Annotated in this window: 16 protein-coding genes; 10 read left to right on the forward strand and 6 right to left on the reverse strand. The window is 45.8% G+C overall.

Going from position 1 to position 13906, the window contains the following annotated elements:
- The first annotated feature begins 8 nt into the window (after positions 1-8).
- The 10 genes from sucC to rnc all read left to right on the forward strand — a co-directional run bounded on the left by sucC (position 9) and on the right by rnc (position 6953).
- The gene (sucC, locus tag strainIA91_RS02585) at positions 9-1187 is read left to right on the forward strand and encodes an ADP-forming succinate--CoA ligase subunit beta (protein ID WP_400167540.1); all 1179 of its coding nucleotides are present in this window, start codon (positions 9-11) and stop codon (positions 1185-1187) included.
- A complete protein-coding gene (gene sucD / locus strainIA91_RS02590; protein WP_400167541.1) occupies positions 1184-2062 on the forward strand; it encodes a succinate--CoA ligase subunit alpha in 879 nt (292 codons plus the stop codon). The genes sucC and sucD overlap by 4 nt, the downstream gene beginning before the upstream one ends.
- Position 2063: 1 nt before the next feature.
- A complete protein-coding gene (ndk, locus tag strainIA91_RS02595; protein WP_400167542.1) occupies positions 2064-2477 on the forward strand; it encodes a nucleoside-diphosphate kinase in 414 nt (137 codons plus the stop codon).
- Between the two features lie 29 nt (positions 2478-2506).
- The gene (locus strainIA91_RS02600; protein ID WP_400167543.1) at positions 2507-3286 is read left to right on the forward strand and encodes an SPOR domain-containing protein; all 780 of its coding nucleotides are present in this window, start codon (positions 2507-2509) and stop codon (positions 3284-3286) included.
- Positions 3287-3357: 71 nt separating this feature from the next.
- On the forward strand, positions 3358-3867 hold the full coding sequence (locus tag strainIA91_RS02605) for a YceD family protein (RefSeq protein WP_400167544.1): 510 nt from the start codon (positions 3358-3360) through the stop codon (positions 3865-3867).
- Positions 3868-4050 carry a 50S ribosomal protein L32 gene (gene rpmF, locus strainIA91_RS02610; RefSeq protein WP_400167545.1) on the forward strand — a complete coding sequence of 61 codons (183 nt, stop codon included), beginning with the start codon at positions 3868-3870 and terminating at the stop codon, positions 4048-4050. It begins immediately after the preceding gene.
- Positions 4051-4145: 95 nt separating this feature from the next.
- Positions 4146-5105, forward strand: a complete 960-nt coding sequence (gene fabD, locus strainIA91_RS02615; RefSeq protein WP_400167546.1) for an ACP S-malonyltransferase — start codon at positions 4146-4148, stop codon at positions 5103-5105.
- Positions 5095-5838, forward strand: a complete 744-nt coding sequence (gene fabG, locus strainIA91_RS02620; protein ID WP_400167547.1) for a 3-oxoacyl-[acyl-carrier-protein] reductase — start codon at positions 5095-5097, stop codon at positions 5836-5838. Before fabD ends, fabG begins: the two co-directional genes overlap by 11 nt.
- Positions 5839-5884: 46 nt before the next feature.
- Positions 5885-6121 (forward strand): acyl carrier protein, encoded by a 237-nt coding sequence (gene acpP, locus strainIA91_RS02625; protein WP_400167548.1) that lies wholly within the window; start codon positions 5885-5887, stop codon positions 6119-6121.
- Between the two features lie 49 nt (positions 6122-6170).
- On the forward strand, positions 6171-6953 hold the full coding sequence (gene rnc / locus strainIA91_RS02630) for a ribonuclease III (RefSeq protein ID WP_400167549.1): 783 nt from the start codon (positions 6171-6173) through the stop codon (positions 6951-6953).
- Here rnc and ptsP read toward each other — a convergent pair.
- The 6 genes from ptsP to strainIA91_RS02660 all read right to left on the reverse strand — a co-directional run bounded on the left by ptsP (position 6938) and on the right by strainIA91_RS02660 (position 13331).
- The gene (ptsP, locus tag strainIA91_RS02635; RefSeq protein ID WP_400167550.1) at positions 6938-8755 is read right to left on the reverse strand and encodes a phosphoenolpyruvate--protein phosphotransferase; all 1818 of its coding nucleotides are present in this window, start codon (positions 8753-8755) and stop codon (positions 6938-6940) included. The two genes, rnc and ptsP, sit on opposite strands and share 16 nt — an antisense overlap.
- The gene (locus strainIA91_RS02640) at positions 8755-9027 is read right to left on the reverse strand and encodes an HPr family phosphocarrier protein (RefSeq protein ID WP_400167551.1); all 273 of its coding nucleotides are present in this window, start codon (positions 9025-9027) and stop codon (positions 8755-8757) included. The genes ptsP and strainIA91_RS02640 overlap by 1 nt, the downstream gene beginning before the upstream one ends.
- A complete protein-coding gene (locus strainIA91_RS02645; protein ID WP_400167552.1) occupies positions 9027-10004 on the reverse strand; it encodes a polyprenyl synthetase family protein in 978 nt (325 codons plus the stop codon). The genes strainIA91_RS02640 and strainIA91_RS02645 overlap by 1 nt, the downstream gene beginning before the upstream one ends.
- Entirely contained in the window at positions 9997-11025 is a 1029-nt protein-coding gene (gene fni / locus strainIA91_RS02650) for a type 2 isopentenyl-diphosphate Delta-isomerase (protein WP_400167553.1), read from the reverse strand. The genes strainIA91_RS02645 and fni overlap by 8 nt, the downstream gene beginning before the upstream one ends.
- 61 nt (positions 11026-11086) lie before the next feature.
- Positions 11087-12448, reverse strand: coding sequence for a phosphomannomutase/phosphoglucomutase (locus strainIA91_RS02655; protein WP_400167554.1), 1362 nt, complete (start codon positions 12446-12448; stop codon positions 11087-11089).
- Positions 12449-13262: 814 nt separating this feature from the next.
- On the reverse strand, positions 13263-13331 hold the full coding sequence (locus strainIA91_RS02660; RefSeq protein WP_400168228.1) for a four helix bundle protein: 69 nt from the start codon (positions 13329-13331) through the stop codon (positions 13263-13265).
- Positions 13332-13906 lie beyond the last annotated feature (575 nt).

The following is a 13906-nucleotide window of genomic DNA, read 5'->3' on the forward strand; positions in this document are numbered from 1 at the left end:
GAGGATACATGAAGATTCACGAATACCAGGCAAAAGAACTCTTTCAAAAATATCATATTCCCGTCCCCCGGGGTGATATTGCCAAAACAGTTGAAAAAGCCCGTTCTGTGGCAGAATGGCTGGGGACGGACACTCTTGTTGTCAAGGCACAGGTCCATGCCGGAGGGCGAGGACAAGCCGGCGGTGTGAAAATTGTTCATTCAGCAGATGAGGTTGCCGATATAAGTCGCGACCTTCTGGGTAAAAGCCTGATCACACATCAGACAGGCGGTGGTGGAAAAAAAATAAAAACCCTGCTTGTGGAAGAGGGGATACAGATCCGAAAAGAATTTTATGTCAGCATGATCACGGACCGGTCTGCAGGGAAAAATATCCTCATGGTTTCCACAGAAGGAGGGATGGATATTGAGAAGGTTGCACAGGAATCACCGGAAAAAATCCACATCGAACCTATTCATCCGGCCACAGGATTGCTGCCCTTTCAGAAACGTCGGCTTGTAGCTGCTCTGAAACTCTCCCGGCAGGAAGGGGACATGGCAGGGCGCATTTTTGAAAACCTGATTCGGCTCTATACTGAGCTGGATGCTTCCCTGGTGGAAATCAATCCCCTGGTGTTAACCGATGAATCTTTTCTCATTGCCCTGGATGCAAAAATAAATTTTGATGAAAATGCTTTATACAGACATCCGGAATTGGAGATTTATAAAGATACATCCGATTTGGAAGAGGGTGAGCAAATGGCTGAAGAAGCCGGTTTAAGTTATATCCCTTTGACAGGGAATGTGGGTTGCATGGTGAATGGAGCCGGTTTGGCCATGGCCACCATGGACATTATTAAGTACTACGGGGGGAGCCCGGCAAATTTTCTGGATATCGGTGGGGGAGCCAGCGCCGAAACCGTGGCCAAGGGGTTTCAGATTATCGTTTCCGATCCGGGAGTCAAAGCAATCCTTATCAATATTTTTGGTGGGATTGTCCGTTGTGACCGGGTGGCCCGGGGGATTATCGAAGCCCTGAATACGGTAGATGTACACATTCCGGTGGTCGTAAGGCTCAAGGGAACCAATGCTGAAGAAGCTGCCACATTGCTCAGGGAAAGTCCTCTCTCGTTTATTGTGGCTGATACCCTGGCGGATGCGGCACAAAAAGTGGTTCAGGCAGCCCAGGAAAGAGGAGGAAAGGCATGAGTATTATATTGGATTCATCCTCCCGGATTGTTGTCCAGGGAATTACCGGTAAAGAGGGACAGTTTCATACGGCACAGATGCTGGAATATGGTACACAGGTTGTGGCCGGTGTGACACCGGGAAAAGGTGGAAACACTGAGCAGGGTGTCCCCGTTTTCAATACAGTGCATGACGCCGTAAAAAAAACGGGAGCCAATATATCCATCCTTTTTGTCCCGCCACCTTTTGCTGCAGATGGAATCATGGAAGCGGCAGCCGCGGGGGTGGAGTGGATTATCTGTGTAACAGAGGGGATTCCTGTTCAGGATATGATACAGGTTAAAAGCTTTTTAAAGGATACGTCGGCAAAACTAATCGGCCCCAACAGTCCGGGTGTGATTTCCCCGGGGAAATCCAAGGCAGGTATCATGCCGGGATTTATTCACCAGGAAGGGAGCATAGGTATCCTCAGCCGGTCGGGAACCCTGACTTATGAAGCCGTTGCCCAGGTGGTAGAGGAAGGATTCGGTCAATCCACAGCCGTTGGGATTGGGGGGGATCCGATCATTGGATCCCGGTATATCGATCTTTTACGGCTTTTTGAAGAGGATGATCAAACCGAGGCCGTCCTCATGATCGGAGAAATCGGGGGAACAGCGGAAGAAGAAGCGGCAGAATGGGCAAAAGAACATTTTAGCAAACCTCTGGCTGCCTTTATTGCCGGTCAGACTGCTCCGCCTGGAAAACGGATGGGTCATGCCGGTGCCATCATCAGCGGTGGGAAAGGCAAGGCTTCGGACAAAATGAAGCAGCTTCAGGAAGCAGGAATCTGCGTCATTGAAAATCCTGCCCTCATGGGGAAAACACTTCATGATCTGATAAAAGAAAGGAAGTAACATGGGTTATACACTCTGTATTATCAAACCTGATGCCGTTTCAAAAGGGTATACCGGAAAAATTATGGATGATTGTATCCAGGCCGGATTTGTGATTCATGGTATTCGTAAGGTGCAGCTGACAGAAGATCAGGCAAAGAGTTTCTACAAAGTACATGAACACAAACCCTTTTTTAGGCCTCTGATTGAATTTATGACAAGTGGTCCTTCCGTAGCCCTTGTGTTGGAAAAAGAAGATGCAGTAGACGCTTTCAGGGATATCATTGGTAAAACAGATGCCCGGGAAGCGGAGGAGGGGTCCATCCGCCACAAATATGGAGAAGACAACCGCCGGAACGCCGTACACGGTTCCGATTCTCCCGAAAATGCAAAAAAAGAAATTGCTTTTTTCTTTGCAAATATTGACCTTATTTAATAGTATTCATTATGTAACAGGAGGTTATCATGAAAAAGGCCCTTTTTGCTATAGTTCTGCTTTTAGGCGTTTTACTGATTTTTTCCGCATGTGCCAAGAAATATCACGGTACGGTAGGTGAACCCATTGATGTCACCATTCAGGAAGATACAGAAAACGTGACCCAGTTTCAGTGGGCATTTAAGAAAAAGCCGGCTGAATCCCGTTTGGATCCCCGTGATTTTGAACCCTCGGACTACGCAGAAGCGGTAACCTTCGTCCCGGATGTGCCGGGAACTTATGAAGTAATCGTTGTGATGATTGATGAAACGGGTAAAGAAACAGATGAAAGTTTTATCTATGAAGTTACATTGGCCGGAGAGGTCGTAGAAGAAGCCCCTGAAGTGGTGGAAGAAGAACCGGTTGAACCTGAAAAACCTGCTGAAGTAGCCGAAGAGGAAACCTGGGAACCGGCACCTGAGCCGACGGCTGAACAGAAGAAATCCTTTAAACCACCGGTCAGCAAACCGGCTCCTGATGTATCTGCCCAGGAAGCAGCCAACAGAATACCCAGTGATAAAAGCCGGTACACCATACAGGTATCCAGCTGGACCAGCTACAAAACAGCCCAAAAAGCCATGAAAGATCTCCAGGATGCCGGATTTGATGCCTATATCCAGAATGCTTACCTGAGTCATACGGATAAGGTATGGTATCGGGTTCGTGTCGGGAATTTTACAAACCGGGCTGATGCACGCAAAGTGGCTGAACAGATTAAGGATAAGACCGGACAGGATACCTGGATCGATTATATGCGCAAAGATTACTAACACGATTGTGTTGTGTAAGATTTGCTTTCCGTCTTGACTCTTATTCGAGGATATAATAATTTAACCGGCTTATGGAAATATTGCTCTCACATATTTCCGACGAGGAAAAGCTCTTTGAATTTGATGAGCGATCGGCAGCCATTGGGCTTCCGGAACAGTTTGGGCGGGTTACTGCATCCATTCATATCTATTCTCTGGGTCAAAAATATTTTGCCCGTGGAACACTGGAAGTGGATGTCCGACTGACTTGTGACATCTGTCTGGATGAGTTTGAGCGCCACTTTGAAGAACATTTCGAAGTGCTTGCAGACAGTGGTCCGGAACCGGAAGATCCTGATGAGGAGGAAGTCATTTATATTTCCCCCAAAGCACTGAGTATCGATTTCAGTGATTTTGTACGCGATCAGCTTTTGTTGGCACTGCCAATTCAAAAACGTTGCCGCCCCGACTGCAAGGGATTATGTCCAGTATGTGGAGCGAATCTGAACAGGGAGACCTGTTCCCATGAAACAGGCAGTCCGGATCCCCGGTGGGACAAACTAAGAGCATTGAAAATGAAAATTGAAAATTCGGAGAATTAGATGGCGAATCCTAAAAGAAGACATTCCCATGCACGGAGTGCAAAACGAAGGACACACTATACGGTGGATGCCCCCGCCTATCAGAACTGTCCCCAATGCGGGCACGCGAAGTTACCTCACCATGTGTGTCCCAACTGTGGTTATTATAAAGGAAGACCGGTGATTACACCGAAAGAAAGTTAAAAAAATGACTTTTTTCTCCACAGATCAACGATAAATGACAGGAAGCGGATAATTGTCCGCTTTTCTGTTTATATGTTGCACAGAGGAGATGTACCATGGATTCCACATTAAAAACCGCCCTTGTTTTTCCCGGCCAGGCTTCACAGGTTGTCGGGATGGGACGGGATCTCTATCAGGCGTTTTCCCCGGCGAAGAAAATGTTTGATACAGCCAACGATATTGTAGGATATGATTTAGCCGACAAATGTTTTAATGGTCCCCTTTCTGATTTAACACAGACACGGATGACCCAGCCGGCGATTTATACTGTTTCGTCTGTTTTGTTTACACTTCTGAAAAAAATGAATTTTCCCTATCGTGCAACAGCCGGCCACAGTCTGGGTGAATATTCAGCTCTTTATGCGGCTGGGGTATTTTCTTTTGAGGATGGACTCCGCCTGGTGAATGTCCGGGGAAAAGCCATGCAAATTGCAGGCGAACAAAATCCTGGTGCCATGGCGGCTATATTGAAATTGGAACGGGAAAAGGTTGAAGAAGCCTGTCAACGGGCAGCAGAATATGGCCGGGCACAGATTGCCAATATCAATTCACCGGGACAAATTGTCATCTCCGGTGACGTGGAAGCAGTCCAGGCCGCTATGAAAATTGCAAAAGAACTGGGAGCCACCCGTGCCATTCAACTGGATGTCAGCGGTGCCTTTCATTCCCATCTGATGACTCCGGCGAAAGATGAACTGGAAAAAATGATAGTTGACATTCCATTCCATTCACCGAATATTCCCGTGTATTGCAATGTGAACGGACAGATTGCTGAAACACCGGATCAAATCAGGCAGAATCTTATTGATCAAATTGTAAATCCTGTGCTTTTTGTGGATCAGATTAACCGGATGATTGCAGACGGATTTGAACGCTTTATTGAGGTAGGGCCAGGTAAGGTGCTTCAGGGACTGATTCACCGGATCAATCCGGACGTGGAAGTAAAAGGAGTCTCCGGTTGTCCGGACCTTCAGGATTTGTGTGGAGATCTTGCGGTGCTGGAACATGAAGAGTGATGTGAAAGATAAAAATATCCTGATTTCCGGTGGTAGCCGGGGCATTGGTTATGCCATCGCCGAGCATTTTCTCAAATCCGGCTCCCGGGTTATCATTGTGGGAAAAAATCCTGAACGGCTTTCATCAGCGGCGGAAAATTTGTCAGCTTACGGACCGGTAACTCCTTTAGTGTGTGATATTTCTGTATCTATGGAAGTTGATGCGTTGTTTTCAGAAATAAAATCCCGTTTTTCTGCATTGGATTGTCTGGTAAATGCCGCAGGAATTACACGGGATCAACTGGCAGTCCGGATGAAAGACAACGACTGGGATGCCGTGATACAGGTGAACCTGAACGGGACTTTCTATATGTGTCGTAAGGCGGTCCGGATGATGATGGCTCAGCAGGGTGGGACAGTCATTAATATCAGTTCAGTTGTTGGACTCCACGGTAATATTGGACAGGCTAACTACAGTGCCTCAAAGGCTGGCGTGATTGCCCTGACTAAAACTTTAGCACGGGAAGCCGCCGGAAAAAATATTCGTGTCAATGCCATCGCTCCCGGTTTCATCGAAACAGATATGACCAAAAATTTACCCGATCAGGTAAAAGAAAATTTCTTAAATTCCATTCCCATGAAACGTTTTGGGTTACCCCGGGATGTTTCAGGATTGGCAGTTTTTCTAGCCTCGGAAGAGGCCGCCTATATCACTGGTCAGACCTTTGTGGTGGATGGCGGTATGTCGATGTAACGGACCAGAAAGTGCAATAAATTATTGATACACGAAGGAGATCAACATGGCTCGTGTGACTTTTGAAGAACTCAAAGCCAAAGTAGCTGAAAAACTGAATATCGACGAAAAGAAAATTACACCTGAAGCCCGCTTCATCGAAGATCTGGAAGCGGATTCTCTGGATACGGTGGAATTGATCATGTATCTGGAAGAAGAATACGGTATTACCATCTCCGACGAAGATGTAGATAAGCTTAAATCTGTCGGTGATGTCCTTCTCTATCTTCAGACCAACGTTTGATCACTTCTGATACGGAGTTTCCTGTGTACGGCCTTCCAGGATTATGTCAATGACATCACAATCCCTGTTTCATAAAATAGCCTACAAAATTTCCCGTTTTCTCTCACGGGATAAAAAAGCCTGCCTGGGAGATAAAATCTACCGTTTGTTTCCCTACCGTTTTCAGGATCCGGATCTCTTAAACCAGGCCTTTTTACATGCTTCTGCCATTAATCCCGAAACCCAGACCCGGGACGACAGTTATGAACGGCTGGAATTTTTAGGGGATGCTGTACTGGAACTGGTGGTTAGCCGTTTCCTGTTTTATAAATTTCCTGACTATTCTGAAGGAAAACTGACGCAGATGCGTTCAAAGCTGGTAAACCGGACAACCCTTTCGAAGGTGTCGACGACATTGGGGTTTGGGGATCTTATGATTCTGGGACGGGGAGGAGAGAAGGATAATTTACGGACACTCCATTCTGTGTTGTCAGACCTGTATGAATCCTTCACCGGTGCTTTGTACCTGGACGGTGGGTATCAGGTTGCTTCAGATTTTATTCATCAGACGCTGTTAATTAACCACCATAAGTATATCCCTGCCCAGGATACACAGAATTATAAGGGTCGCCTGTATGAATACTGCCAGAAAAATGGCCTTTCAGAACCGGTTTTTAAAGTCATTAGTGAAAATGGACCGGAACATGGGAAAGATTTTGAAATCAGTGTTATTATAAATGGTGACGTGTATGGTACGGGAATGGGTAAAAACAAAAAGTCTGCAGCCCAGGAGGCGGCACGTTTTGCCCTTGGACGTATCAAGGATGAAGAAAAAAATCAGCCATCTTCCTGAAATCCGGAATTTTCTGCAATAAGTGACTCTCCAAAACGCTTTTTCCAATCAGGAAAAAATGAAATAAAACGATCTTTTAATGTCTTGTATACGTCCTGACGTTTATCCATTTTTAGCAATTTACGGACCAAATCCTGCAAGTCCTTAAAAGATAATCCCCGAATCATTTCACGAACCGGTCCCAGAAAAATGGGACTCACACTCAGCATATCAATATCGAGTCCTACCAGGAGTAAAATGGACAATGGATCTCCGGCCATTTCACCACATACAGATACGGGGACTTTATGATGGTGCCCGGAACGGATAATCCATTGAATAGTCCGGATCATGACAGGATCGTAATGACAATATATATGATTAACTTTCTCATTCCCCCTGTCCACAGCCATCATGTACTGGGTGAGGTCATTGGTCCCTATGGAGATAAAATCCACCTTTCCGGCGATTTTATCCGCCATGAGAGCCGCGGAGGGGACCTCAATCAAAATGCCGATTTCACAGTTTTCGTCAAAGGGGACCTTTTCTTCCCGTAAAATACTTTTTGCCGTTTCAAAATGATGGATAGCCTGTTCCAGCTCTTCCAGACGAGAAATCATGGGAAACATGATTTGTACTTTTCCGTAATGTGAAGCTCTGAGCATGGCTTTCAGCTGAGTGATAAAAATATCCGGCCGGTCCAGACAGATCCGAATGGCCCGATATCCCATGTTCGGGTTGTCTTCATGTAATAATTCCTGCTCAAGAATCGAAGCGATTTTATCACCACCCAAATCAATGGTCCGTAACACAACAGGTTTGTTTTTAAGGAAACGCACCATGGTCACGTATTCCTGAAAGAGCTCTTCTTCCGTTGGAAGTGTGTGTTTCATCAGATATAAATATTCACTTCTGTACAACCCGATTCCCTGACCGCCAAATTCTTTCAACCCCTTCAATTCTACGGGAAGACTGATGTTTGCCACCAGGTCTACAGTTTTTCCGTCTTTTGTAACGGTCCTGTCGTCTTTATGCTCTGCATAATACGTGGTGATTTGTTGCTGGCGCTTGATCTGGTGTTTATAAAGATGCTCCGTTTCATGATCGGGATGAATAATCAGTTCACCCTTGTACCCATCCACAATCAGGGTCTCACCGGACAGGGTCTCGTTGGCTATGTTGGGGACCCCTACGATCATGGGAATTTTCAAAGACCGTGCCAGTATGGACGTGTGTGATGTGGTTCCGCCCAGTTCAGAGACAAATCCCTGGACATTATCATCGGATAAGATAATGATATCGCCGGGTGTCAGGTATTTAGTGATTAAAATAACGGGTTCATCGCAATGGTTGGACAAAGGCTCGATGGTTTCAGACAAGAGAACCCGCAGGACGCGCTGTTTAACATCCTTGATATCCAGAATCCTTTCCTGGAAAAAGCTTGATTCACCATCATCCAGCATTTGTATATAGACATTCATGACTATCCGGTAGGCAATAGGTACATGCACCAGGTTCTCGGTCATATAATTCCGGACCTCGTCATCAATGTGATGATCCATAAGAATAGAGATCTGAGCATTGATCAATTCAGCATAATTGGGCCCCAGACGCTTTTCAATCCGTTCGCGGATTTGCTCGAGCTCTTTCAGTACTGTATTTCGTGCCTCGTCCAGGCGCTCCATTTCTGAATCAATATCATGGAGTGAAATTTTTGTCTTGGGTATAAAGTCAATTTCATGGGGACGATAAATCAGGGCTTTGCCAATGGCTATCCCCGGTGCGGCTGTGATTCCTTTGATTTTTTCGTTGGTAACTGTCACTACTCTTCCGTCATACCAAATTTGTTCTTAGCCAGTTCAACGATAGCTTTCACGGCTTCTTCTTCATCTTCTCCATCTGCCTGGACCTTCAGGGTCGCCCCTTTTTCGGCTGCCAGGACCAGTATTCCAAGGATGGATTTGGCATTGATTCGTTTCTCTCCCCGGCTTAGGAAGATATTGGAACTGAATTTCGAAGCCAGAGTAACCAGCGCCGTTGCTGGTCTGGCGTGAAGTCCCTGTTTATTGATGATTTGAAATTCTGCTTCTGTCATTACTTGGTCCTGTTCATAATGAATGATGTGAATGAACGAATGAGTTTTTCCTGTGGGTCCGCTAATTTACCGGCCAGTTGGTAAGCCCTGTCGACTTCCTGTTTAATACGTTCTTCGGTTTTTCTCACCGCCCCCAGTGATTCGAAGAAGTCCCTGATTCTGCTTATACCATGTTTGGAAATATAGTCACGTGTCAGCATAGAATCAAGAAGGCTTCTCTCTTTTTCTTTGCATAAAGAGTAAGCCGTCAGTAAAAGAAACGTCTTTTTCTTTTCTATCAGATCGCTCCCAAGGCTTTTTCCCATATTTTCCGGATTGCTGGTAAGTTCCAGTAAGTCATCCTGTAATTGAAAAGCTCTACCCGTTGCAAGAATCACTGCTTCAATGATCTGAATCTCCTCGGTCACGGCATTACCCAGCAACGCTCCGATCTGAGCTGCTCCACTGAGCAGACGGCCGGTTTTTAATTCGATCATCTGCAGATAGTCATCAATCCGGACGGCTTCTGATGATTCAAAGGACAAATCGTAGCTTTGCCCCTCACATACGTGGAGGACGGACTGGGTAAATACCGGCAGGATGGCGTTTTGGATAGTCAGATTGCTCTTTTGAATGGTCTGAAAAGCCAGGGTGAATAAGGCATCTCCGGATAGAATACCGGTATTGATATTCCACTGAACGTGGATGGCCGGTTTGCCATGGCGCAGGTTGTCACTATCCATTATATCATCATGGATCAATGAAAAAAGATGGATCATTTCGACGGCCATGGCTGGATAGCGTGAACATTCCCGGCTGATTCCATAACTGTCCGCCATGGCTGCCAATAAAGCCGGTCGGATCCGTTTTCCCCCGGCATGAAATGCATAGCGAATGGGATCATATAAATCTGACGGATTTTCCGGTATCGGACAGGCATTCAGCTGATCATTGAACCAAGAGACATATTGTTTGTAGTATGTATGGAAATCAGTCACGGCTTTGTCTCAATATGGTTGGGTTGTTGTGAAATGTGGTGTATGTGGGACATCCCGTTAAGAACATGATTTGTTTCAGGATGGTTCTCATGTTCCGGAGGGTTTTCAGGATACCTTCTTTACCATTTTTCAGATAAGCCTGATAAATGGTATTGGCTGTTGAGCAGAGACGGGCTCCCAGTGCAATTCCTTTTGCCACATCATGTCCACTATGGATTCCTCCGCCGGCAATGCACAGCATCCCCGGACATTGTTCAAGAGCGGTTTTCAGGCAATGGGCCGTAGTAAGCCCCCATACATCAAAGGGATCTTTTTCGATGTGATCTCCTTTTCGAAATCGTTCCGCCCGTGCCCATGAAGTACCTCCCCGTCCGCCAAGATCCACATAACGAATGCCGGCCTGCCATAATTGCCGGATATCATTTCCGGAAAATCCATGGCCGACCTGTTTGGCAATAATGGGAATATCCGATTTTTCCACAAGCGTGCTCAGTGCATCCATAATCCCCGTGAAGTCTGTGTCCCCTTCCGGTTGTATCAACTCCTGGATTTTATTGAAATGGACAGCAATGGCATCAAACTGTCCATCCAGCGTTAGCGTCACTATTTCATTTCGGATGTGTAGATCCCTGAGCTGAGCAATACCGATGTTGGTGATCAGTGGAATGTGGGGGGCGATGTTTCGAAGACCTTGTAGGACTGAAAGGCCGGTATGGTTTTCCAGAAAGCTCCGCACGGATCCGATGCCCAGTGGGATTCTTTCAATCTCTGCGCACTCTGCCAAAGCTTCATTCAGGGTATTTCCCTCATCAGATCCACCGGATAAGGCTGCAATCATCAGGGGAAAAGAAATGGTATAACCCAGGAACGAAAGCGATGGATCGATGGCATCAAAACGAAGCTCAGCCGTTTCTGCCGGAATCCATTCCCATTCTTCAAAACCGTTTGTTGATCCTGACACGGTTAAATCAAACTGTTTGAACAATGCCAGATGTTCGTCTTTCCGTTCCTTCGTTCCCATGGTCGTGTCGTAAATATTCCCCGAAGACATAAACGGGGATTCATGATCCCCGCTGTGATGATTATTCTTCCTTTAATGATCCGAATTCTGCCAGTTTATTCATGATGAGATCCTGGATCTCTTTCAGTCTTTTTTCAGACCTGGCTTCAAAACGGACGACAATGATGGGTTGGGTATTGGAGGCTCGTACGAGTCCCCAACCATCCTCAAATTTAACCCGAACCCCGTCTACCGTAATGCAATCGTAACGTTTGCTGAAAAATTCCACGGCCTTTTTTGCGATTTCAAACTTGGCCGTATCCGATTCAGCTGCCAGGCGGATTTCCGGCGTAGAGACAAATTTTGGAAGCTCGTCATAATAAACATGCAGGGGTTTTTCTGAGCGGGAAAGAAGTTGTGCAAAGCGTGCCGCCACATAAATTGCATCGTCATAGCCGTAATATCCGTCCTTGATAAAAATATGACCGCTCATTTCACCACCAAAGGGGGCACCGGAATCCAGCATCTTTTGTTTCAGTAAACTATGACCTGTTTTCCACATCAGTGGTTTACCTCCCAGACGTCGGATTTCATCTTCCAGGACCTGCGAACACTTGACATCAAAAACAATAGGTGTCCCCGGTTCCTTAATCATTTCACGAAGGAATATACTCATCACCTGATCCGCCCAGATAATACGTCCTTTGTCGTCAACTACCCCGACCCGGTCTGCATCGCCGTCAAAGGCAACACCCAGGTCATATTTTCCCGTTGCCATCATATCCATTAAATCTTTCACGTTTTTTTCAACCGTGGGATCCGGATGATGGTTGGGAAAAGAGGGATCCACATCACAATAGAGTTCTGTCACTTCGGCACCCAGGCGGCGAAAGAGTTCGGGAGCTACCAGTCCCCCGGCGGCATTTCCGGAATCAAGGACAATTTTTAATGGTTTTTCCAGTGTTATACCCTGAGTCACTTCCTCAATATATTCCTCGCGGATCTTTTTATCTTCCTGCATCTCTCCTTGGCCGGTTTCAAAATCCTTCTGCTCAATCAGTTTCCGGATTTCCTGGATTCGTTCACCGAAGAACGCTTTTTTCTGATAGGATAATTTAAAACCGTTGAATTCAGGGGGATTGTGACTTCCCGTAATCTGCACACCGGCATCTACATTCCGTTTGAAAAGACTGTAATAATTGAGGGGTGTTGGGAGGATTCCAATATCAATCACATCAATACCGGTGGATAAAACACCTTCTGCAAAGAGTTTTTTCAGCCCGGGGGTTGTATCGCGGACATCACCGCTCAGATTCATGGATTGGGCACCGTGACGCACCAGCCAGGTCCCAAAGCCTTTTCCCAGATTAATAACGACCTCATCCGTGAAGTCTTCTTTTACGATTCCCCGGATGTCATATTCCCGAAAGATAAAAGGATTCATGATTCTCTCCGTTTTTTACATTTCATATTAAGTTAATTTAAGAATTCCTGATTGCTTGAACAGTAATTTTATGGGAGAGAGGGAGGTAGGCACTTTGTGTCTTTTGGAAAGTTGGCACCTTAATACCACTCCCTGCGGGTGGTTCGCTGAGTGAAAGGGATTGGTTGATTATTTGGGTATTTCTATCATTAAATAATTTGGCAAATAATATATATGAATAACAATATTAACTTGCTTCATGTATCATTTTGGTGTATTTTACCCCCGGGGTGGGGGAGGTCACCTAAGCGAAATCATATATTCCATCTCTCTTATAATTCTTGTGCTAAATCAAATTAATCGCCAATTCTATTAAAGAAGTTAGAAGGTGGAAGTTGGAAGTTGGCGTCGCTTCGCTCCTGATAGTTGGATCAAGGGCTCAAGGGTTCAGGGGTTCAATAGCCGTTGCGCGGCTTTCAAACGCTGCTGCACAGCTTTATCAGAAGTTGGAAGCTGGAAGGTGGAAGTTGGCGTCGCTTCGCTCCTGATAGTTGGTTCATGGGTTCATGGGTTCAGGGGTTCAGGGGGGTGGTGGTACAGGTTCCGACTTTCGACTTTCGACTTTTGACTTTCGACCATCTACTGTCCACTGAAAAAGTAACGCGTGACGCGTGACAAGGGGGTTTGAGGGAAAGATATTTATTAGCGGGAAAGGTAACGAATCAGGTCGATATTCATGTTTTTGAATTCAAGAATCTCTTTTTAAATATGTTTCTAATAATTCTCCTGAAATGTACTCGAGACAATGTGAGGTGAGTTGTGTTTCCAGTTCCGATTAACTGCCAGAGCAGAAGGCAATGTTGGATGGAATTGAAACCGCAGATCGTCGTATCTGATGGATCATACCCTATTTCTTATCATCTGGAAATGCTTTCGTAATCCTGTATATCCCGGTAACTCATGCAATACTTCTTTTCCAAACAACCAAATCTTTGTGTGATTTCAAAATAAATCCCCATTTTACACAATTAACTAACATCTACTAATATTCTTCACACTAAATAATAATTATCCCCCAAAAACCACTTGTTACTCGTCACGCGTCACGCGTCACTGCCTTGTCCCATTTCACGGGGCAGGCAATTATCTCCTAGAAGTTGGAAGTTGGAAGCTGGAAGCTGGAAGTTAGCGTCGCTGCGCTCCTGATAGTTGGATCAAGGGCTCAAGGGTTCAGGGGTTCAATAGCCGCTGCGCAGCGTTCAAATGTCGATGCCTGGAATCATTGAACGCCGAAGGCGATTGAATGCTGAGCGCAGCGAAGCAATTGAACGGCACGAAGTGCCGCTTGAATCCTATAACACTGCGTGCAGCGAAGTACCAATCCCCCAATCCAATCAATCCCCTGTGAAATACGCTGCGCTCCTGATGTATTAATCAAGTCAATCAAGTCAATCAAAACAATCAATTCAATCGACTTTT

This window comes from Candidatus Neomarinimicrobiota bacterium, from assembly GCA_041154365.1.
GTDB classification, from domain to species: domain Bacteria; phylum Fidelibacterota; class Fidelibacteria; order Fidelibacterales; family Fidelibacteraceae; genus Fidelibacter; species Fidelibacter multiformis.